The sequence below is a fragment of the Variovorax sp. LjRoot130 genome, assembly GCF_964253755.1.
Taxonomy (GTDB): domain Bacteria; phylum Pseudomonadota; class Gammaproteobacteria; order Burkholderiales; family Burkholderiaceae_C; genus Variovorax.
In genome coordinates this window covers 2747832-2766383 of the sequence record NZ_CAXURM020000001.1, presented here as the reverse complement: position 1 = coordinate 2766383, position 18552 = coordinate 2747832, and the positions used below count along the sequence as shown (strand labels likewise).

Annotated in this window: 17 protein-coding genes and 2 pseudogenes; 8 read left to right on the top strand and 11 right to left on the bottom strand. The window is 68.0% G+C overall.

The features are described 5' to 3' along the window. Positions 1–3: 3 nt before the first annotated feature. Genes ACSQ86_RS13850 through ACSQ86_RS13830 form a run of 5 tightly spaced genes read right to left on the bottom strand, consistent with a single transcriptional unit; the run spans position 4 to position 5142 of the window. The gene (locus ACSQ86_RS13850; protein WP_436304018.1) at positions 4–765 is read right to left on the bottom strand and encodes an enoyl-CoA hydratase/isomerase family protein; all 762 of its coding nucleotides are present in this window, start codon (positions 763–765) and stop codon (positions 4–6) included. Then, the gene (locus ACSQ86_RS13845) at positions 749–1852 is read right to left on the bottom strand and encodes an acyl-CoA dehydrogenase family protein (RefSeq protein WP_436304017.1); all 1104 of its coding nucleotides are present in this window, start codon (positions 1850–1852) and stop codon (positions 749–751) included. Before ACSQ86_RS13845 ends, ACSQ86_RS13850 begins: the two co-directional genes overlap by 17 nt. A 9-nt stretch (positions 1853–1861) precedes the next feature. Beyond that, positions 1862–3049, bottom strand: coding sequence for an acyl-CoA dehydrogenase family protein (locus tag ACSQ86_RS13840; protein WP_436304016.1), 1188 nt, complete (start codon positions 3047–3049; stop codon positions 1862–1864). A 20-nt stretch (positions 3050–3069) separates the two neighbouring features. Then, positions 3070–4032, bottom strand: coding sequence for a flavin reductase (locus tag ACSQ86_RS13835; RefSeq protein ID WP_436308960.1), 963 nt, complete (start codon positions 4030–4032; stop codon positions 3070–3072). Between the two features lie 18 nt (positions 4033–4050). After that, positions 4051–5142 carry an LLM class flavin-dependent oxidoreductase gene (locus tag ACSQ86_RS13830; RefSeq protein ID WP_436304014.1) on the bottom strand — a complete coding sequence of 364 codons (1092 nt, stop codon included), beginning with the start codon at positions 5140–5142 and terminating at the stop codon, positions 4051–4053. A 99-nt stretch (positions 5143–5241) separates the two neighbouring features. On the opposite strand from ACSQ86_RS13830, the gene ACSQ86_RS13825 reads away from it, so the two are divergent. Continuing rightward, on the top strand, positions 5242–6153 hold the full coding sequence (locus tag ACSQ86_RS13825; protein ID WP_093111657.1) for a LysR family transcriptional regulator: 912 nt from the start codon (positions 5242–5244) through the stop codon (positions 6151–6153). Between the two features lie 8 nt (positions 6154–6161). On the opposite strand, the gene ACSQ86_RS13820 is transcribed toward ACSQ86_RS13825, so the two are convergent. Next, complete coding sequence (locus ACSQ86_RS13820) at positions 6162–7043, bottom strand: SMP-30/gluconolactonase/LRE family protein (protein WP_436304013.1); 882 nt, start codon at positions 7041–7043, stop codon at positions 6162–6164. 107 nt (positions 7044–7150) lie between these two features. Here ACSQ86_RS13820 and ACSQ86_RS13815 point away from each other — a divergent pair, with 107 nt between their 5' ends. Beyond that, complete coding sequence (locus ACSQ86_RS13815) at positions 7151–8386, top strand: CaiB/BaiF CoA transferase family protein (protein WP_436304012.1); 1236 nt, start codon at positions 7151–7153, stop codon at positions 8384–8386. Here the strand turns inward: ACSQ86_RS13815 and ACSQ86_RS13810 are convergent. Next, complete coding sequence (locus ACSQ86_RS13810; protein ID WP_436308959.1) at positions 8353–9600, bottom strand: DUF1254 domain-containing protein; 1248 nt, start codon at positions 9598–9600, stop codon at positions 8353–8355. The two genes, ACSQ86_RS13815 and ACSQ86_RS13810, sit on opposite strands and share 34 nt — an antisense overlap. A 217-nt stretch (positions 9601–9817) precedes the next feature. Here ACSQ86_RS13810 and ACSQ86_RS13805 point away from each other — a divergent pair, with 217 nt between their 5' ends. After that, positions 9818–10777 carry a Bug family tripartite tricarboxylate transporter substrate binding protein gene (locus ACSQ86_RS13805; protein ID WP_093111651.1) on the top strand — a complete coding sequence of 320 codons (960 nt, stop codon included), beginning with the start codon at positions 9818–9820 and terminating at the stop codon, positions 10775–10777. A 14-nt stretch (positions 10778–10791) separates the two neighbouring features. Here the strand turns inward: ACSQ86_RS13805 and ACSQ86_RS13800 are convergent, their stop codons facing one another. Further along, positions 10792–11712, bottom strand: a complete 921-nt coding sequence (locus ACSQ86_RS13800; RefSeq protein ID WP_436290410.1) for a LysR family transcriptional regulator — start codon at positions 11710–11712, stop codon at positions 10792–10794. A 106-nt stretch (positions 11713–11818) separates the two neighbouring features. On the opposite strand from ACSQ86_RS13800, the gene ACSQ86_RS13795 reads away from it, so the two are divergent. The 3 genes from ACSQ86_RS13795 to ACSQ86_RS13785 are packed head-to-tail and all read left to right on the top strand — an operon-like array spanning position 11819 to position 15679. Beyond that, positions 11819–13528: an acyl-CoA dehydrogenase family protein gene (locus tag ACSQ86_RS13795; protein WP_436308958.1), complete on the top strand. Its 1710-nt coding sequence runs from the start codon at positions 11819–11821 to the stop codon at positions 13526–13528. A 38-nt stretch (positions 13529–13566) separates the two neighbouring features. Beyond that, a complete protein-coding gene (locus tag ACSQ86_RS13790) occupies positions 13567–14541 on the top strand; it encodes a Bug family tripartite tricarboxylate transporter substrate binding protein (protein WP_436304009.1) in 975 nt (324 codons plus the stop codon). A 7-nt stretch (positions 14542–14548) separates the two neighbouring features. Then, positions 14549–15679, top strand: a complete 1131-nt coding sequence (locus tag ACSQ86_RS13785; RefSeq protein WP_436304008.1) for a CaiB/BaiF CoA transferase family protein — start codon at positions 14549–14551, stop codon at positions 15677–15679. On the opposite strand, the pseudogene ACSQ86_RS13780 reads toward ACSQ86_RS13785, so the two are convergent. After that, a pseudogene (locus ACSQ86_RS13780) lies at positions 15648–15947 on the bottom strand (LysR substrate-binding domain-containing protein); the annotation flags it as partial. The gene ACSQ86_RS13785 and the pseudogene ACSQ86_RS13780 overlap by 32 nt on opposite strands. On the opposite strand from ACSQ86_RS13780, the gene ACSQ86_RS13775 reads away from it, so the two are divergent. Continuing rightward, complete coding sequence (locus ACSQ86_RS13775) at positions 15948–16427, top strand: pirin-like C-terminal cupin domain-containing protein (RefSeq protein ID WP_436304007.1); 480 nt, start codon at positions 15948–15950, stop codon at positions 16425–16427. 52 nt (positions 16428–16479) lie between these two features. Next, positions 16480–16554, top strand: a pseudogene (locus tag ACSQ86_RS13770) (isochorismatase family protein); the annotation flags it as partial. A gap of 121 nt (positions 16555–16675) precedes the next feature. On the opposite strand, the gene ACSQ86_RS13765 reads toward ACSQ86_RS13770, so the two are convergent. Both ACSQ86_RS13765 and ACSQ86_RS13760 read right to left on the bottom strand, forming a co-directional pair. After that, entirely contained in the window at positions 16676–17956 is a 1281-nt protein-coding gene (locus ACSQ86_RS13765) for a TRAP transporter large permease subunit (RefSeq protein WP_436308957.1), read from the bottom strand. Beyond that, a complete protein-coding gene (locus tag ACSQ86_RS13760) occupies positions 17953–18549 on the bottom strand; it encodes a TRAP transporter small permease (protein ID WP_436304005.1) in 597 nt (198 codons plus the stop codon). Before ACSQ86_RS13760 ends, ACSQ86_RS13765 begins: the two co-directional genes overlap by 4 nt. Positions 18550–18552 lie beyond the last annotated feature (3 nt).

Here is an 18552-nt window from a genome sequence, read left to right as displayed (position 1 = left end):
GGCTCAGCGCCCCTTGTAGACAGGCTGGCGCTTTTCCAGGAAGGCCTGGCGCGCTTCCTTGGCGTCCTCGGTCTTGGACAGCGCCATGGTGATGTTCTGCTCGAAGCGGTAGCCGTCGCGCTGCGGCATCAAATCCATCATGTTGGCGGCCTGCTTGGCGTAGGCCAGCGCAAGCGGGCTCTTGGATGCCATCTCCTGCGCGAGGCGCAGGGCCGCGGGCAGCAGCTCGTCCGGCGGCAGCACTTCGTCCAGCACGCCCCGGCGGTACAACTCGGCGGCGGGCACGCGCATGCCGGTGAAGAACATGCGACGCGTGAAGGAGCGGCCGAACATGGTTCGCAGCATCGACACCCCACCGGCCAGCCCCACGTTGATCTCCGGCATCGCGAAGCTCGCGTCCTCGGAGGCCAGGAAGATGTCGCAGGCGGCCATCAGGCCGAAGCCGGCGCCCAAGGCCGGACCATTGACGGCGGCGATCACCGGCTTGGCACACTCGCGGATCGCGTTGCCGGTCTCCCGCGTCAGGCGGTTATGGCCGAGGAAGTCGCCGGCCTTCTCCGGGTCCGGCCGATCCTTCAGGTCGGCGCCGGAGCAGAAATACTTGCCCGTGCCGGTGAGGATGGCCACGCGGATGTCGGCGCGTTCGGAGACCTCGTCGAACACATCGATCAGGCGCTGCCGCGTCGCGCGGTCCAGTGCGTTGACCGGCGGCTTGTTCAGCCGCACGACGGCGATGTGCTCGGAAACTTCAAGGCTGACGTTCATGGTGAACTCCTGGAAAGGTTGGTTGCGGCGCGAGCAGCCGCGCCGCATGCGTGAGGCGGTCGCCGTAGCGGAATTCGGAGGCGAGCAGGCGCTGGGCGAGACGCGTGGCCAGGACCTCCTCGCTCACGCCCATGCCACCATGCATCTGGATGGCGCTTTCAGCGCAGGTGCGGGCGGTTTCCGCCAGCGCCACCTTCATCAGGCGCAGGGTGCGGCGCAGGTCAGCCGCGTCGCTGTCGTATTCCTGGAAGGCGTGCATCAGCAGGCCCTTGGCGCCGAGGTAGCGCACGTACATGTCGGCCGTGCGGTGCCTGAGCACCTGGAAGGACGACAGCGTCACGCCGAACTGGCGCCGCTCCTTCAGGTGGTTCACGGTCTGCTGGATCAGCGTGGCCAGCGCGGCCACGGTGTCCGTCGCCGTCAGCAGGAGGGCCGCGTTGTCGGCCTGGACCAGCGCGCGCTGAGCCTCGGCGCCGCGCGCGATGCAGGCCAGCGCCGGCTCCCTCAGGTGCTCCAGCCGGAAGTCGGCGCCGCGCCGCCCTTCCATCGTCCGGTAAGTTGTCGTGGGCGCGGGGATGCGCTCCTTGTCGACCAGGAAGATCGCCGCCTCGCCCGTCCCCTGCAGCACCGCGGGCACGAGATAGTGCGTGGCGGCCAGCGACACATCGACGCCCTGGACCACGCCGGTCAGCTCGCAGCCGATGTCCAGCTGCTTCGCCTGCACCGCGATGTCGTCCAGCGATGCGGACAGCGCGGTCAGCGGCGCGATCTTCGCGCTGCCCTCGCACACGGCTTCTAGCCAGCGCGCAGAAGCTTCGGGCGCCGCAGCCTGCAGCAGGATGGGCGCGACGGCACAGGTCTCCACCACCGGCAAGTGCAGCCCGTGCGTAGCGAGGCCTTCGACGATGGAGGCAAGGTCGGCCAGCGCGCCGCCGACGCCGCCGGACTCTTCGGGCACGACCGTACAGGCCCAGCCCATTTCCCGGATCGGGTCGGTCTCGGCGAAGTCCTGTGTCGCGGCGTGGTCCTGCGCGAAGCGGTCGGCCGCATCGAGCAGCATGCCGGGAAACAATGGCGTGAATGACATGGACACTTTTCAGGCTCCCAGCAATTCGTTGGCGACGACGTTGCGCTGCACTTCGGAGGTGCCGCCGGCAATCGTTCTCGACCTCGTGAACATGTAGTTCTGCACCCAGGTGGCGCCGGGCACGCCCTCGCCGTCATGGGCGAGGAAGCGGTGGGCCGCCTCCGGCCCGACCGCATCGAGCGCGATGGAGGTCAGGCGCTGGGCGACGTCGCTGCACATCAGCTTGATCACCGACGGCTGCACGCCGAGCGGACGCTGGTGCTTCAGGTCGTCCGTCGCATGGGCCAGGATGACGCGCGCACCCTTGACGTCGGCTTCGGCCAGCAGCAACCGGTAGCGCAGGTTGCTGAAATCACGGCGCCCGACGGCGGCCTTCGCAGCCTCTTCCACCACGCGCGTGACTTGCCTTCGCACCAACTCCAGCCGCGCGACGTTGGCGGGCGGCAGGCGCTCGCGTTCCAGCAGGTACTTGGCGCAGGTCCAGCCCTTGCCGGCCTCGCCGATCAGGTTGGCGGCGGGCACACGCACCTCGTCGAAGAACACCTCGTTCAGATGGTGCCAGCCGTCGATGGTGCGGATCGGGCGCACCGTGATGCCCTTGCTGTCCATCGGCACCAGGATCAGCGAGATGCCGTCCTGCTTCTTCGCCTCCTTCGAGGTGCGCACCAGCATGTAGATCATGTTGGCTTCGTGCGCGTGCGAGGTCCAGATCTTCTGGCCGTTGATCACGTAGTCGGTGCCGTCCAGCCGCGCGCTGGTGCTGAGCGAGGCGAGGTCCGAGCCCGAGCCCGGCTCCGAGTAGCCCTGGCACCACCAGTCGGAGCCGTCCAGGATGCGCGGCAGGAAGCGCGCCTTCTGCTCCTCCGTGCCGAAGCGGATGATGACGGGGCCGATGTGGCCCAGACCGTGGTGGTACAGCGGCGGGCAATCGGCCTCGGCCATCACCTCCTCGAAGATCAGCCGCTGCTTGATGTCCCAGCCGGTGCCGCCGTATTCGCGCGGCCAGCTGGGCGCGCCCCAGCCCTTCTCATGGAGGATCTTCTGCCACCCCATGTACTCGCGCTTGGTGACCTTCTGGCCCGCTGCGACGACGGCGCGGATCTCCGGCGGGCAGGCGCGGCGGGCAAAGTCCTCCAGCTCGCGGCGGAACGCGGCGTAGGCATCCGCCTCGCCATCGGCGATTTCGGTGTTCGACATGTTGTCTCCTGTCCTGTTTTCTATGAGCGGCTGGGCTCGGCGGCCACGTCGCCGCCCGTGCGCAGCTTCGTGATCAGCTCGTCCAGAGCGGCAGCGGCCCCGTCCGCGTCACGCTGCCGAAGGCAGAGCACGACCTTGCGCCGAAGCGGAAACAAGTCCGGCCGCGGCCGCACCGGGACCACGTGCGTCAAGCGCTCGCGCAGGATGGTGGTCATCGTCTGCGCCATGAGCATGAGGGCTTCGTTGTGCCCGGCTGCCGCGATGGCAGAGAAGAAGCGACTGGCCGACTCGATGCGTTGCGCGAGCGAGTCCGTGGCCTGATGCCGCTCGATGCCGTCGACGGCGGCCTCGATCGCATCGATCTCGCCTTTGGTGGCGCGCTCGCACGCCAGCCGCAGCAGCGTCCCATACAGCGTGCGATAGGCTTCGTCGAGATCGGCCGAGCCGAGCCGCCCCTGGATCACCAGCGTGCGAAGCGACTCCGCCAGCATCATGTAGGCACCCTTGTAGAACACCAGCGCCTGGTCGGCGGGGCCTCCGCTCATGTGCTTCACTTCTCCGATGAAGACGTCGTGGTCGCCGGCCTCATGACGGGCGTGGACGCTGCACTCGAAGCTTGCCAGGCAGTCTTCGATGATCGGCATTCCGAGAGGCCCCGAGCGCCAGGCCACGCCCTCGAACTTGTCCGCGATCTTGCTCGAGGCAAAACGACTCGACAGCGCATCCTGGCGCTCGGACAGGATGTTGATGGCGAACGCATCGGCTTCGGCGAACGCGCCCAGCAAGCTGCTTGCCTTGCGCAGACTGAACAGCACCAGCGGCGGCTCCAGCGATACCGAGCTGAAGGAATTGCAGGTCAGGCCTGCGGGCCGTCCGTCGGCGGCACGCGTCGTGATGATCGCCACCCCCGTCGGAAAGCAGCCGAGCAGCTGTCGAAACAGCGTCGGTTCGATGGCATCGCGGTGCAAGGTCGTGCTACTCATGGCGTACGCCTGCGCGCCTCAGGCGGCGGCGACCTCGGTGGCCGGCTTGGCCACGTGCGGCGGGTCGTTGGCGATCTCGCGCTGCACGGCGGGCATGATGACCTTGGCCCACAGTTCCAGGTGCTTCAGCATCGTCGGGTGGTCGAAGTCACCCATCTGCGTCTGGAAACAGTAGTGCACGGGCTTGATGGCGCGGATCTCGCGCACCACCCGCTCGATCACCGTGTCCACCGAGCCCACGGGCAACAGGGCACGCATTTCGTCCAGGGTCGGCTCGCCTTCCGCCATCGTCTCGGCCACCTGGTAGTCCTCGGCGATCTGCGCCGTGCGGCGCTTCAGGCTGAGTGCCACGCGGCGCTGGTAGCGGGCGCAATCGAGGTAGCGATCCACTTCGGCCTTGTTTTCGCTGGCGTAGGCCGCGCGCAGCACGCCGACCGGCACCTGGGCCGGGTTCTTGCCTTCACCAAGGGCCACCTTGTCGATCAAGGCGCGGGTGGCCTGCAGCTTCTCCACGCCGCCGTCGCCGCCGGAGACGAACACGTGGTGGTCGCCACGCACGGCGCGGGCAAGGAAGGTCGGGTCCACGCTGGTCACCCACAACGGCGGCATCGGCTGCTGCACCGCGCGCTGGCTGATCGCGCTCTCGGGCTGCTGGTAGAACTGGCCGTCGTAAGCGAACTTCGGCTCCTTCAGGCCCAGCTCCAGCATGTCCAGCATCTCCAGCGTGCGCTGCTTGGAGGTCTCCAGCGAAACGCCGAAGCGCTCGAACTCGAAGTGCTGGTAGCCGGAGCCGATGCCCAGGTTCAGGCGGCCGTCGGACAGCTGGTCCACCATCGCGACGTCGGCGATCAGGCGGGCTGGGGTGTACAGCGGTGCGACGACAATGCCGGTGCCCAGGCGAATGTCGCGGGTGACGGCGGCGCAGTGCGCGATCATCGTGAGCGGCGACGAGCACATGCCGTAGTTGCTGAAATGATGTTCTGCGAACCAGGCGCCGCCGAAGCCCAGTTCGTCCGCCAGCCGCGTCTGCTCCACGGCATCGCGCAGGATCTGGTGAGAGGTTTTGTGCTTGTTTCGCTGCTGCATCAGAATGAAGATTCCGAAATCCATGACGAGGCTCCTGGTTGGCTTGGTTGCGTGGAGCGATCTTAGGAACGGAGTGCCTGCGCCGCGCACCACGCCGCGCACACCTTCTTTGCGTTTTCTGAAATGAAGGCCCTCGATTCGCTGCGGATCTTCGTGACGACCCTGCGGAAGGGAAGCCTCTCGGCCGCGGGGCGCAGCCTGAGTCTTTCGCCCGCCACCATCTCGCGCCGCATCAGCGCGCTGGAGGAAGAGCTGGGGGTGCAACTGGTGGACCGCACCAGCCGCAAGCTCAAGGTCACCGAGGCGGGACAGGCCTTCCTCGGGCGCGCGGAGGTGGTGCTGGAGGCGATGGCGGAGGCGGAGGAAGCCGCGCGCAGCTCGAAACTGCTGCCCGAGGGCCGTCTGCGCATCCACTCGCGCACGCAGATCGGCCTGCGCGTGATCGCGCCGCTGCTGCCGCGCTTCGCCCAGCGCCATCCGGACATCCAGCTGGAGTTCGAACTCTCCGAACACCCTGTGAACCTGGTGGAGCACGACTTCGACATCGACATCCGCACCGGCGAGTCGACCGATTCGAGCTTCGTGATCAAGCGGCTGCTCAGCAGTGACGAAGTGCTGGTGGCCAGCCCATCCTTCATGAAGGTGCACAAGCGCATCCGCCACCCGCGCGACCTGCCGGAGGTTCGCTGCCTCACCTACCGTCGCGAGCACGAGGCCACCACCTGGAAATACATCGACGAACAGGGAGAACAGCAGGAGCTGGTGATCCAGGGCGTGTTGAGCTCGAACAACGGCGAACTGCTGCGGCTGGCCGCCATCGGGGGCATGGGGATCGCGCTGCTGTCGGAGCCCACGGTGCGCAGCTGCATCCAGGACGGCTCGCTGTTGCGGCTCCTTCCCGATTACCGGTTCGCGGTGCGCGGGTTCTCCAACGGCATCTACGCAGTGTTCCGCCAGAGCCGCGCGCTGCCGCTGAAAGTGCGCGCCTTCGTCGACTTCATCGCCGAGGCGCTGCGCGAAGGCGACGCGGCCTGAGGCCGGTTTCAGTCCGCGAAGCGGTGCGCCGGCATCCCGGCGGCGGGCATCCCGCTCAGCTCGAACAGGCCGCCGTCCTGCGGCAGGAGTCCCGCGAGATGCGTGCTCCTGGAGATCGACGTGACATAGGCCACTTCGAACTGCGGGCCGCCGAAGCACAGGCTGGTCGGATGCGTTGCCGGCAGTTCCACCATCCGGTCGAGCCGTCCGTCGGGGGCGAAGCGAGCCATCTTCCCGATCCGCGTCAGCACGGTCCAGACGAAGCCCTGAGCATCCACGGTCGCGCCGTCGGGGCCGGATCCGTAACCCTCGGTCTGCACGAAGACGCGCTGGTTGAACAACGGACCTTCCGGCGCGTAGTCATAGGCCCAGATCGTGCGGACCGTGCTGTCGGCCACGTAGAGCGTGCGGCCGTCGAGGCTGAAGCAGGGGCCGTTGGTCAACCCGAACCCGCCCGCAATGCGCTCCACGCAGCGGTCGGGCCGCAGCCGGTACAGGCCGCCGAGGACAGCGTCGCCCGGCTGGCGGTTGATGTGCATGGTGCCGGCGATGAAGTTGCCCCAGGGGTCGCATTTGCCGTCATTGAGGCGCACGTCCGGGTGATCGATGTCGATGCGCGCCAGGATCTCCAGCTTGCGCGTGGCGAAGTCGTAGCGGGCGAAGCTGTTCTTAAGCGCCGCGACCACCGAACCGCTCTCGCAAGGTGCAATCGAGCCGACCGGCGCGGGCAGGCCGTGTTGCTCGGCCTCCCCGGTGGCAGGCCACAGCCGCCGTAGCGTTCCCGCCAGCGAGTCGATCCAGCAGACGGCATGCGCGCGCGCATCCCAGCACGGGCTTTCGCCCAGCAGGTCCTTCGTCTCGCCGACCCTTCGAATCTCCACGGTCATCATGGGGTCGAAGTTTGGCGACGATCCGGCACAGGCGGCGGCGCGCCCTGCAAAGCAGCTTTGCAGTTCCTGCGTTCCCGTGGTCCCACTCGGCTCCTAGAGTCGCCCGGATGAACGAACGAGCCGCTCCTCCCCCGCCCCTGCAGGGCATTCGCGTCATCGAACTCGGCAACTACATTGCGGGCCCCGGCACCGCGATGACGCTGGGCGACCTCGGCGCGAAGGTGGTCAAGATCGAATCGCTGGAAGGCGACATGGCGCGCCACACGGGCCACTTCGGCCACGCCATGCTGCGCGCCTACAACCGCAGCAAGAAGTCGATCGCCCTGGACCTGCGCAATCCGCGCGGGGTGGAGATCGCGCTGCGCCTGATCGAGCGTGCCGACGTGGTCGTGCAGAACCTGCGGCCGGGCGCCGCCGAGGCACTCGGATTGGGGGCCGATGCATTGCGCGAGATACAGCCGGGGCTGGTCTACGTCTCGATCAGCGGCTTCCCCGCGGGCGCGCCCTCGCGCGACCGGCCCGGCTACGACATCGCGGCGCAGGCGGAAAGCGGCCTGATGTCGGTGACCGGCGAGCCGCAGGGCCTGCCGCAGAAGGTGGGCGCCACCATCATCGACACGGCCACCGTGCAGGTGGCGGCGCAGGCGATCCTGGCTGCGCTCTTCCGGCGCGTGCGCACCGGCATCGGCGAAACCATCCGCATCTCGCTGCTGGAAGTGGCGCTGAACCTGCAGCTGCCGAACTGGAGCGACTACCTGGCGCGCGGCGTCGAGCCCACCCGCAGCGGCGACGGCCAGCCGCTGAGTGCCCCGGCGGCAGACATCTTTCGCACGCACGACGGCATGGTCGTGGTCTCCGCCTACGTGCAGGCGCACTGGGTGCGCCTGTGCGAAACCATCGGTTCCCCCGCGCTGGCGACGGACCCGCGCTTCCTCACCAACGAGCTCCGCGTCGCGAACCGGCCGGCCATGAAGGAGGCCGTGAGCGAACGGCTTTCGCGCTACGGCACGCGCGAGTGCGTCGACCTGCTCACGCGCAACAACATCGTGGTGGGTGTCGTGCGCAGCTACAGCGATGCCCTTGCGGGCGAAGACTTCCGGGCCAGCAGCATGGTCATCGAGGCTGCGCCGAACGGGGATCGCCCTGGCTATCGCAGCTTCGGCCTGCCCTACGACCTGTGCGACACGCCGCGCCTCCAGACCCAGGCCGCACCGGCCCACGGCGCGCACACCGAGGAATTGCTGCGGGAGGCGGGATTGAGCGACGCCGAGATCGCGGCTCTGCGCGAGGCCGGCGTCGTGAAGGCCGATCAGTCCACCCGCTCCACTGGCGGCAGCTTGTAGCGCCCCTCCAGCAGGCGCTGCTGCGGGTGGTACATCCGCAGGATCAGGTAGAAGGGGGCGTCCGGCGCTGGCAACCAGTTCGACCCGGGCGTGGCAGGCCGCCGGTGGCCCACGTGGATCGTCAGTGCGCCGTCCGTGTCCCGCTCCAGGCCGCTGCGGCTGCCGAGCGCATGCCGGCCGAACGGATGAGCGGCCAGGAAGCGGTCGTCGCCATACACCGTGATGGACCAGAACGCATCCACCGGCAGGTCGCCGCCGTCCTCGAACCGGATGCGGTATGCATTGCGCCCGTGCAGCAGCTCGCCGTGCCGGTCGTAATCGGCCGGCGCGTAGATCGCCTCGTCCGCGGCCAGCGCGCCGATGCCTTTCCAGGCGGTGGCTGCGCGCAGCATATAGTCGTTGCCGAAGCGGCCCAGGCGGGTGGAGAAGCGCCACGGCGCCTTGGATGCGGTGTGGGTGTGGCCTTCGATCAGCGCCATGCCTTCGCGATACGCCCCGCGCAAGCCCTCGATCGCGGCGCCGCGCAACTCGGTGAGCACGCCATCGGGTGGCAGCGCGATGTTCGCGGCAGTGAGCAACTCGAGAGGCGCGCGCTGCGACGGCGGCGGCGGAAAGTCATTGAACGCCCGCGCCAGGTTGGAAAAGAAGTCGAGCGCCGCATCTCCCGTGTCCTGCCACTGTGCCAGGCTCGCGAACGGCGCCGGCGCGGGCGCGCCGTGCAGCCGGAACCCGGCTTGCATCGCACGCGCCGCAGGCAGGTCCGCCTCGCCGTCCACGATCACGCGGCCGAGCAGCCACACCAATGCGGAAGGACAACGAACGGCGATCGTGCCTGCCGCTGCGAGCGACTCCGGCGCGTCCGGGCCCAGGAGTGCATAACGAGCGCCCTCGGCGGGCACGTTGCGCGTGCCGAGGTTCTGGAAGTTGTTGGTGTAGACATCCAGGAGCTCCACGACGAAGAAGCGGCTGCGCGCCGGGATCTCCAGCACCACGGGCCCATGGCGAAGGTCCAGCCAGGCGTTGCTGTAAAGCAGGTCGACGGTCGGCGTGTTGAAGTCGCGGTCGCTGTGGGTCCACTGCCGCGTGCTGTGCGCGATCGTGTTGAACGGCGCCCGACCATGGCCCGGCTTGCCGGACATCGCCTGTCGCCGGCAGGTCTGCAGCGCCTCCAGCAGCGGATAACCAGCGATCACGGCCGGCAGCGCGGCCTGCATGGCCCACCGGGCCTGGATGGATGACGGCGTCGCCGGAACTGTGGATGTCATTCGATGAAGTGAACCAACGGATGGACGCAGGATAGGCCGCGCAGGCCTGCCCCGCGTGCACGACATACAAAGCAGCTTTTCATTCCCTGCACGTCCGCGCGCTGTACCCGACCATAGACTGAGTCCAGGATTTACCTGCCCCTCCGAGGGGACAAAAGGAGACAAAGTGAGCTATCGGAAATTCATCTCGGGACTGCTGTCCGGACTGGTCGTGGCGCTGGGTTCGGCCCAGGCGCAGACGGCCACCAAGATCGTCGTTCCCTTCGCCGCCGGTGGCGGCACCGACCAGTACGTCCGCATCCTTGCGGCCGAACTGACGAAGCGCGGGACCCAGGTCATCGTGGAAAACAAGCCCGGCGCCAGCGGAATCGTCGCCGCAGACTACGTGGCGAGGTCGCGCCCGGACGGGCTCACCGTGCTGGTGTCGTCGCTGGGAACCCTGGCGAACAACACCGTCCTCTACGAGAAGCTGCCCTACGATCCCAACAAGGACTTCGCGCCGGTCACGCAGATCGCCTACCAACCGGCGATCATCGTCGGCCGGGCCGACCTGCCGTACACCAACATCAAGGAGATGGTCGCGTACGCCAAGGCCAACCCCGGCAAGATCAACCGCGGCTCCCCGGGCGCGGCGATCCTGACCAACCTCGCTCCCATGAGCTTCGAGAAGGCCGTCGGCATCAGTACAACCCATATCCCCTTCAACGGCGATGCCCCCGCCGTGCAGGCTCTGCTCGGCGGCCAGATCGACATCCATGGGACGTCCATCACCGGCTCCTTGCCGCATATCCGCAGCGGCAAGCTCCGCGTGTTGGGCGTGATGGACAGCCGCAGGCTGCCGCAGGTGCCCGAGGCGCCGACGTTCAAGGAGATGGGCTACGACTTCGACGCCACGCTGTGGTACTCGCTCTCGGTGCCGTCCGGCACGCCGAAAGACGTGATCGACCGTCTGAACAAGGCCGTCAACCAGGTGATCGCCGACCCGGAGTTCATCACCAAGGCCCGCGCCATTGGCATGGAGCCGCGCGGCGGCACGCCCGAGGAACTGGCGAAGTTCGTGCGCACGGAGCACGATCGCTGGGTCCCGCTGCTCCAGAGCCTGAACCTGCCCAAGCAAGTCCACTAGGTGATTCAAAGGCCTCAAAGGCCGCCCGGGGGCGACGCCCCCGATTGGCGACGCGGACCCAAGCTCCGCGCCACTTCATCGAGCAGCCGCGGCACCAGCACGTTCTGCGACGACGCGAGCCATACGCCGTAGGCCTCCGACGACGTGCTCGCGCCCTCCAGCGGACGAAACACCGCCCCCGGCAGCGCGCAATGGCGCATCGCGTCGGGCACCAGCGCCACGCCCATGCCCTGCGACACCAGCGACACCACGGCCAGCCAATGGCGCACCTCCTGGCGCACCTCGGGCCAGAAGCCGGCGTCGGCGCAGATCGACAGGATGCGCTCGTGGTAGTCGGGCGATGCGCTGCGCGAGAACAGAACGAAGGACTCGTCGCGCAGGCCGGCGAGCGCGACCTTGCGCTTCTTCGCCAGCCGGTGCTGGGCCGGCAGGCAGGCGACGAAGGGCTCGGACACCAGCAGCCGGCACTGCAGTTCGGCCGGAACGCGGCGTGTGTGGACGAAGCCGACGTCCAGGCGATCATGCAGAAGCTCGGCCATCTGTTCGCCGGAGTTGAGCTCGGCCAGCGTCACGCGCACCGCCGGATGCGCCGCCTGGAAGCGCGTCAGCGCCTGCGGCAGCCCGCGGTAGAGCATGGCGCCGACGAAGCCGATGCGCAGCCGCCCCGCGGATCCTTGCGCCACGTGCCGCGCCTCCATCCGCGCCTCGTCCGCATCGCGCAGCAGCGCGCGCGCCGAGGCCTGCAGCGTCTGGCCCGCGGCGGTGAGGCGCACCGCCTTGCTGTTGCGCTCGAAGAGCTGCGCGCCGACCGATTCCTCCAGCTGGCGAATGGCCACGCTCAGCGGCGGCTGCGAGATCGCCAGCCGCCGTGCGGCCCGGCCGAAGTGCAGCTCTTCGGCCAGGACGATGAAGTAGCGCAGGTGGCGAAGCTCCATGGCGAGGTCCCTTCAACAATAGCCAGATCAGATCGATCAAGACCAATTTGATATTAGACAAGAATCGTCGCCGCACCAAGAATGCGGGAGAACAAGGAGACAAGCCATGCCCAGCCACGCTGCGACCGCCGACGGCACTGCCGTCCATCCCGTACCCGACCGCCACGGCCGGAGCCTCTACGCCGACGACACCGAACTGCACAGGCTGCTGGCGCTCTACCTGCCGGCCGACCTGCTGGCGCACATGCAGCCGCACTTCGAGCGCCTTGGGGCCCTGGCCGGTGGCCGGCTCGACGAGCTCGCGCACACCGCAGACCAGAACCCGCCCACGTTGACGCTGCGCACCCGCACCGGCATCGACGACCCGCGGGTCTACAAGCACCCGGCGTACGTCGAGATGGAAAGGCTCGCGCTGAGCGAGTTCGGCCTCGCCGCGATGTCGCACCGCGAGGACACGCTGGGATGGAAGGGCCGCATGCCGCCGCTGGTCAAGTACGTGCTGACCTATCTCTTCGTGCAGGCCGAGTTCGGCCTGTGCTGCCCGGTGTCGATGACCGATTCGCTGGCGCGCACCCTGAAGAAGTTCGGCAGCCTCGAGCTGGTCGATCGCTTCATGCCGCGTTTCCGCTCGCTCGACTCCGACACGCTGGCGCAGGGCGCGATGTTCATGACCGAGCAGGCCGCGGGATCCGACATCGCCGCCACCGAAACCCGCGCCTGGCAGGACGAAGAGGGCCAGTGGCGCCTGGGCGGCGACAAGTGGTTCTGCTCCAACCCCGACGCCGACTTCGCGATGGTGCTGGCGCGCGTCGACGGCGGCCCGCCGGGCATGAAGGGCGTGTCGCTGTTCCTGCTGCCGCGCCGTCTCGACGACGGCAGCGCCAATCGCTATCGCATCCTGCGGCTGAAGGACAAGCTGGGCACGCGCTCGATGGCCAGCGGCGAGATCCGGCTCGAAGGCGCCCTGGCCTACCTGGTGGGCGAGCAGGGCCGCGGCTTCGTGCAGATGGCCGACATGGTGAACAACTCGCGCCTGTCGAACGGCGTGCGCTCGGCCGGCCTGATGCGCCGCGCGGTGGCCGAGGCCGAGTACATCGCGCATGAGCGCCGCGCCTTCGGCAAGCGGCTGGAAGACATGCCGCTGATGCAGCGCCAACTGCAGAAGCTGCGGTTGCCAGCCGAGCAGGCGCGCAGCATGGTGTTCCAGACCGCCCAGGCGCTGGCGCGCTCCGACGGCGGCGAGACCGCCGCCTACCCGCTGCTGCGCATCCTCACGCCGCTCATCAAGTTCCGCGCCTGCCGCGATGCGCGCAAGGTCACGGGCGACGCGATGGAAGTGCGCGGCGGCTGCGGCTACATCGAGGAGTGGGCCGACCCTCGCCTGCTGCGCGACGCGCACCTGGGCTCGATCTGGGAAGGCACCAGCAATATCGTCGCGCTCGATGTGATCCGCGCGGTGAAACGCGAAGGCTCGCTGCCGGTGCTGCAGGCGCACTTCGAGGCGCTCCTTGATGACGCGCCACTCGCGCCTGCCTTTGCCGCCGCGCTGCGCGATGCGCTCGCGCGCGCCGCCGCGCTGGCCTTGCTCGCCGCCGCAGACGGCGGCGACCGCCTCGCGCGGCAGGCGGCGTCGGCGCTCTACCACGTGGCGAGCGCCATCGCGATGGCCTGGGAAGGCGCGCGCGGCGGCTCGGCGCAGCGCATCGAATGGGCGCAGCTCGTGCTGCTGCACCGCGTGCTGCCGCGCGACCCGCTGGCTGCATCGGAGCTGCCGCGCGAGTGGAGCGTTGATTCGCCAGCGGCCCTCACGGCCTGACCCCTTCTTACCCACACAACGACGGAGACAACAAACCCATGCGACTTCTCGCCACACTCGTGCTCGCCAGCGCCGCGGCCCTGCCCTTGCTGCCTGCGGCACAGGCTGACACCTTTCCCGACAAGCCCGTCACGCTCGTGATCCCGTTTCCGCCGGGCGGCCCGACCGACGCGATGGCGCGCACGCTTGCCGCGGAGATGAAGGACCGCCTCGGCCAACCCATGATCGTGGAGAACCGCGCGGGCGCCGGCGGCAACATCGGCGCCGACTACGTCGCGCGCGCCACGCCCGACGGCCAGACGCTGCTGTTCGGCACCTCGGGACCGTTGGCTATCAACGCCAGCCTCTACCGCAAGGTGAGCTACGACCCGGTGAAGAGCTTCGCACCGGTGATCCAGGTCGGCCATCTGCCGAATATCCTGGTGGTGAACCCCGCCGTGCCGGCGAAGAACGTGAAGGAACTGATCGCCTACGCCAAGGCCAACCCCGGCAAGCTGAGCTACGCCTCGTCGGGCAACGGCGCGTCGTCGCACCTGGCCGGCGTGCTCTTCAACACCTCGGCCGGCGTCGACCTGCAACACATCCCGTACAAGGGCACCGGGCCTGCGTTGAACGACTTGCTGGGCGGCCAGGTGAGCATGAGCTTCACCGACGTGCTCACCGCCCTGCCCTATGTCAAGGCCGGCAAGCTGCGCGCGTTGGGCGTCACGACGGCCGAGCGTTCGCAGGCGCTGCCGGATGTGCCGACCGTCGTCGAGCAGGGCGTGCCCGGATACGACGTGAGCGTCTTCTTCGGCATCGTCGCACCGGCCGGCACACCGCCCGAGCGCATCGCCAAGCTCAACCAGGCCTTCGTCGAGGTGCTCGACACGCCCAAGGTGAAACAGCTCTTCGCCTCGCAGGGCCTGGAGCCGGCGCCCGCCCACACACCGCAGCAACTGGGCAAGTTCATCCAGGCGCAGATGGGCAAGTGGGCCGGCGTGGTGAAGCAGTCCGGCGCGCAACTCGACTGACACCGCCATGAACGCATCGCTTTCCTCCGCCGGCGCGCTGGCCGGCATCCGCGTGCTGGACATCTCGCGCATCCTCGGCGGGCCCTACTGCGGTCAGATCCTCGGCGACCACGGGGCCGACGTGCTCAAGGTCGAGCCGCCGCAAGGCGACGACACACGCACTTGGGGCCCGCCGTTCAAGGATGGCGTGGCTTCGTACTACCACGGGCTCAACCGCAACAAGCGCACGATGCACCTCGACCTCGGCAGCGCCGAAGGGCGCGAGGCGCTGCTCGCGCTTGTGGCCGAGGCTGACGTACTGATAGAGAACTTCAAGACCGGCACGATGGAGCGCTGGGGCATCGGCTACGAGACTCTGGCGCAGCGCTTCCCGCGGCTTGTGTGGTGCCGCGTGTCGGGCTTCGGCTCCGACGGCCCGCTCGGCGCCCTGCCCGGCTATGACGCCGCGGTGCAGGCGATGACGGGCATCATGAGCATCAACGGCGAGGCTGACGGCGGGCCGCTGCGCGTAGGCCTGCCGGTGGTCGACATGGTGACGGGCCTCAATGCGGTGATCGGTGTGTTGCTGGCGCTGCAGGAGCGCCAGCGCAGCGGGCGCGGGCAGTTCGTGGAGGCGGCGCTGTACGACAGCGGCCTGTCGCTGCTGCACCCGCATGCGGCAAACTGGTTCGTCGACGGCAAGGCGCCGAAGCGCACCGGCAATGCGCACCCCAACATCTACCCCTACGACGCGCTGGCGACCGGCACCGAACCGGTTTTCGTGGCGGTCGGCAACAACGGACAGTTCGCGGCCTTCTGCCGCTGCATCGGGGTGCCCGAGCTGGCGGACGATCCGCTGTACGCCACCGCCGGTGCCCGTTCCGTGAACCGCGAAGCGCTGAAGGCAAGGCTCGAAGCCGCGATGAAGGGCTTCGACGGCAACGCGCTGGTCGACACGCTGATGGCCGCCGGCGTGCCCGCCGCGCCGGTGCTGCCGGTCGACGCGGCGCTGGCGCATCCACACACAGCGCACCGCGGCATGGTGGTGGAGATGGCCGGCGGCTACCGCGGCATCGGCGCGCCCGTCAAGCTCGGCCGCACACCGGCGACGTATCGCCACGCGCCGCTTACTCCGGGCGAGGGCTTTGAAGCGCGCTGAGATTCACTCGTCGGGTGGCCCGCGGCTTCGAGGTCGGGCGAGCTTGCTGCCCCAAACGCTCCTGCAGGAACTCGAGAAAGCGCTGCGTCTTCGCCGGTAGCAAACGGGTCTCGGTGAGTGCGTAGACGGGCGTCGGGTTGGCCTGCCACCCTGGTAGAACCCGTCGCAAGCGACCGGCCACCACATCCTCGGCGGCCACCTCCTCCAGGCAGCAGTATCACGCCCAAGCCAGGGTCGCCAAGCGCCGGAACATGGCGACGCTGTTGACTTGATCGACCCCTTCCTGGGAATCGACCATGCGTGGATGAGTGCTCCCACGTTCCCGCCGCATCCGCACGCCGGCTTCTCCGCGGTGACCTACCTGTTCCTCGATTCGGAGACTGGCATTGCCAACCCCGATTCGCCGGGCAACAGCACGCTGATCCAGCCGGGCGGAGGCGCAGGCGCTGAACTGCAGCTGCTGTTGGCCGCGGGACAGCGAGCCTACGTCATGCCGATCAACGGCCGCGCGGAGGTCAATAGTGAGAGCTTCGGCCTCGACAACCTCAGTGTCCCGATCCTTCCTGCCGCGACCGAAGCGACGACGCACAAGCTCGTCGCCAAGCCTGGCGGGGCCAAGGTCGCAGTGTTCATCGGCGAACCACTGCACGAACCCGTGCTTTCGAACGGGCCCATGGCTTTTGCGAGCCAGGAGAGTCTGACTGCGGCAACCGCCGCTTACCAACGTGGCGATTTGGGGAGGCTGTAACAGGTCGCCACACACCCGGGGCGTGGCCCCATCACTACCTAGGAAATACACCATGAAGTTTGAACGATTCACTGCCGACGACGCCGCCTTGCTGCTGATTGACCATCAGGTCGGCACCATGGGCTGGCAGCCAATCGCTGAGCGCTGCTCGAGCCGCAGCGATTGGCATGCAGTCTGCTCTGGTTGTGATGTTTCAGTAGGTTGTTCAACGTCCGCTTGTTCCCCGTGGATGGCGCCGTGCAGCCACTTCAGCCGCCGAACCACTTGGCCGGCACGGTGACGAGTTGCGGGAACAGCACCATCAGGAACAGGATCGCGAACTCGGCCGCCATGAAGGGCAGCACGCCCCTGGTCACATCGTCCATCTTCATGCGCCCGACACCGGCTACCACGTTGAGCACGGTTCCGACCGGCGGCGTGACCAGGCCGATCGAGTTGTTGATGATGAAGAGCACACCGAAGTAGACCGGGTCGATGCCCGCCTGCTTGATCACGGGCATCAGCACCGGCGTCAGGATCAGGATGGTCGGCGTCATGTCCATCGCCGTGCCGACGATCATGCACAGCACCATGATCGCGATCAGCAGCATCGTCTTGTTGCCCATGAAGGGCTCGAGCAGCCCGATTACCTTGCCCGGCAGATCGGCCACCGTGATCAGCCACGCCGACACCAGCGCGGCCGCCACCAGGAACATGATGACGGCCGTGGTCTTGGCGGCACTCACGAACACGGCGTACAGCTGGCCGACCTTTAGTTCGCGGTACACCACCGTGGCGACGAAGAAGGCGTAGACCGCCGCCACCACGGCCGCCTCGGTCGGCGTGAATACGCCGAAGCGCAGGCCCACCAGGATGATCACCGGCAGCATCAGGGCCCAGGTCGCCTGGCGCAGCGCCGTCCAGATCTCGCGCGCCGATTTGCGCGGCGGCGGCACGATCTTTTCCTTGCGCACCAGGAACATCCAGGTGAGCCAGAGCGAAGCACCGATCAGGATGCCGGGGAAGATGCCGGCCAGGAACAGCTTGGAGATCGACACGTTGGCCGCGACGCCGAAGATCACGAAGGCGATCGACGGCGGGATCACCGGCCCGATCACGCCCGAGGCCGCGATGAGTCCGCCGCAGCGCGCTTTGTCGTGGCCGGCGGCCACCATCATCGGCAGAAGCAGCGCCGTGAGCGCGGCCGCATCCGCCACTGCCGACCCCGACAGGGCCGACAGCAGGATGGCTGCGAGGATCGCCACGTAGCCCAGCCCGCCCCTGATGTGGCCGACGAGGGCCAGCGCGACGTTGATGATGCGCTTGGACAGGCCGCCCACATTCATGATCTCGCCGGCCAGCATGAAGAAAGGTACGGCCAGCAGCGGGAAGCTGTCGGCGCCGTTGACCACGTTCTGCGCCAGGATCTGCGCATCGAACAGGTCCAGGTGCCACATCAGCGCCACGCCGGTGGCCAGGAGCGCGAAGGCGATCGGGATGCCCAGCGCCATGGTGCCGAGCAGCGCGCCGAGGAAGATGGCGACGGTCATGTCCTGCTCCTGGCCTGCTCGTTGGCGGCAGGCGCCGACTCCGCGTTCTGTCGCGCCAGCTGCGCCTGGAGTTCCTCGAATTCGGCGGTCTCCTCCGACTCCTTGACCATCACCAGTTCGTCGTCGCGCAACTGCCCGCTCAAGGTGCGCCACAGCTCGCGCAGCAACAGCACACCTGCCGACACCGCGAACACGACGCCGGCAAGATAGAAAATGCCGATGGAGGCACCCGTCACCGGCGCCTCGACCTCCCAGTTGATCTTGACCTGTGCCAGGCTGCCGGAGAAGAGCAGCCAGGTGACGTACAGCATCAGCAGCTGGCCCAGGACCAGGCAGACTTTCTTGCCGGCCACCGGCAGACGCGAGACGAGCATGTCGCTGCCGAGGTGCCCGTGCTCCTTCAGCGCGACGATGGCGCCGAGAAACACCAGCCAGACGAACAGCCAGCGCGACACCTCTTCCGACACGGTGATGCCGGTATTGAACGCATAGCGCAACACCACGTTGCCGAACACCAGCACCACCATGATCGCGAGCGCCAGCGCGACCAGCGCATCGAGCAGCTTGCAATAGCCATTGATCAGTCGGTTCATCGA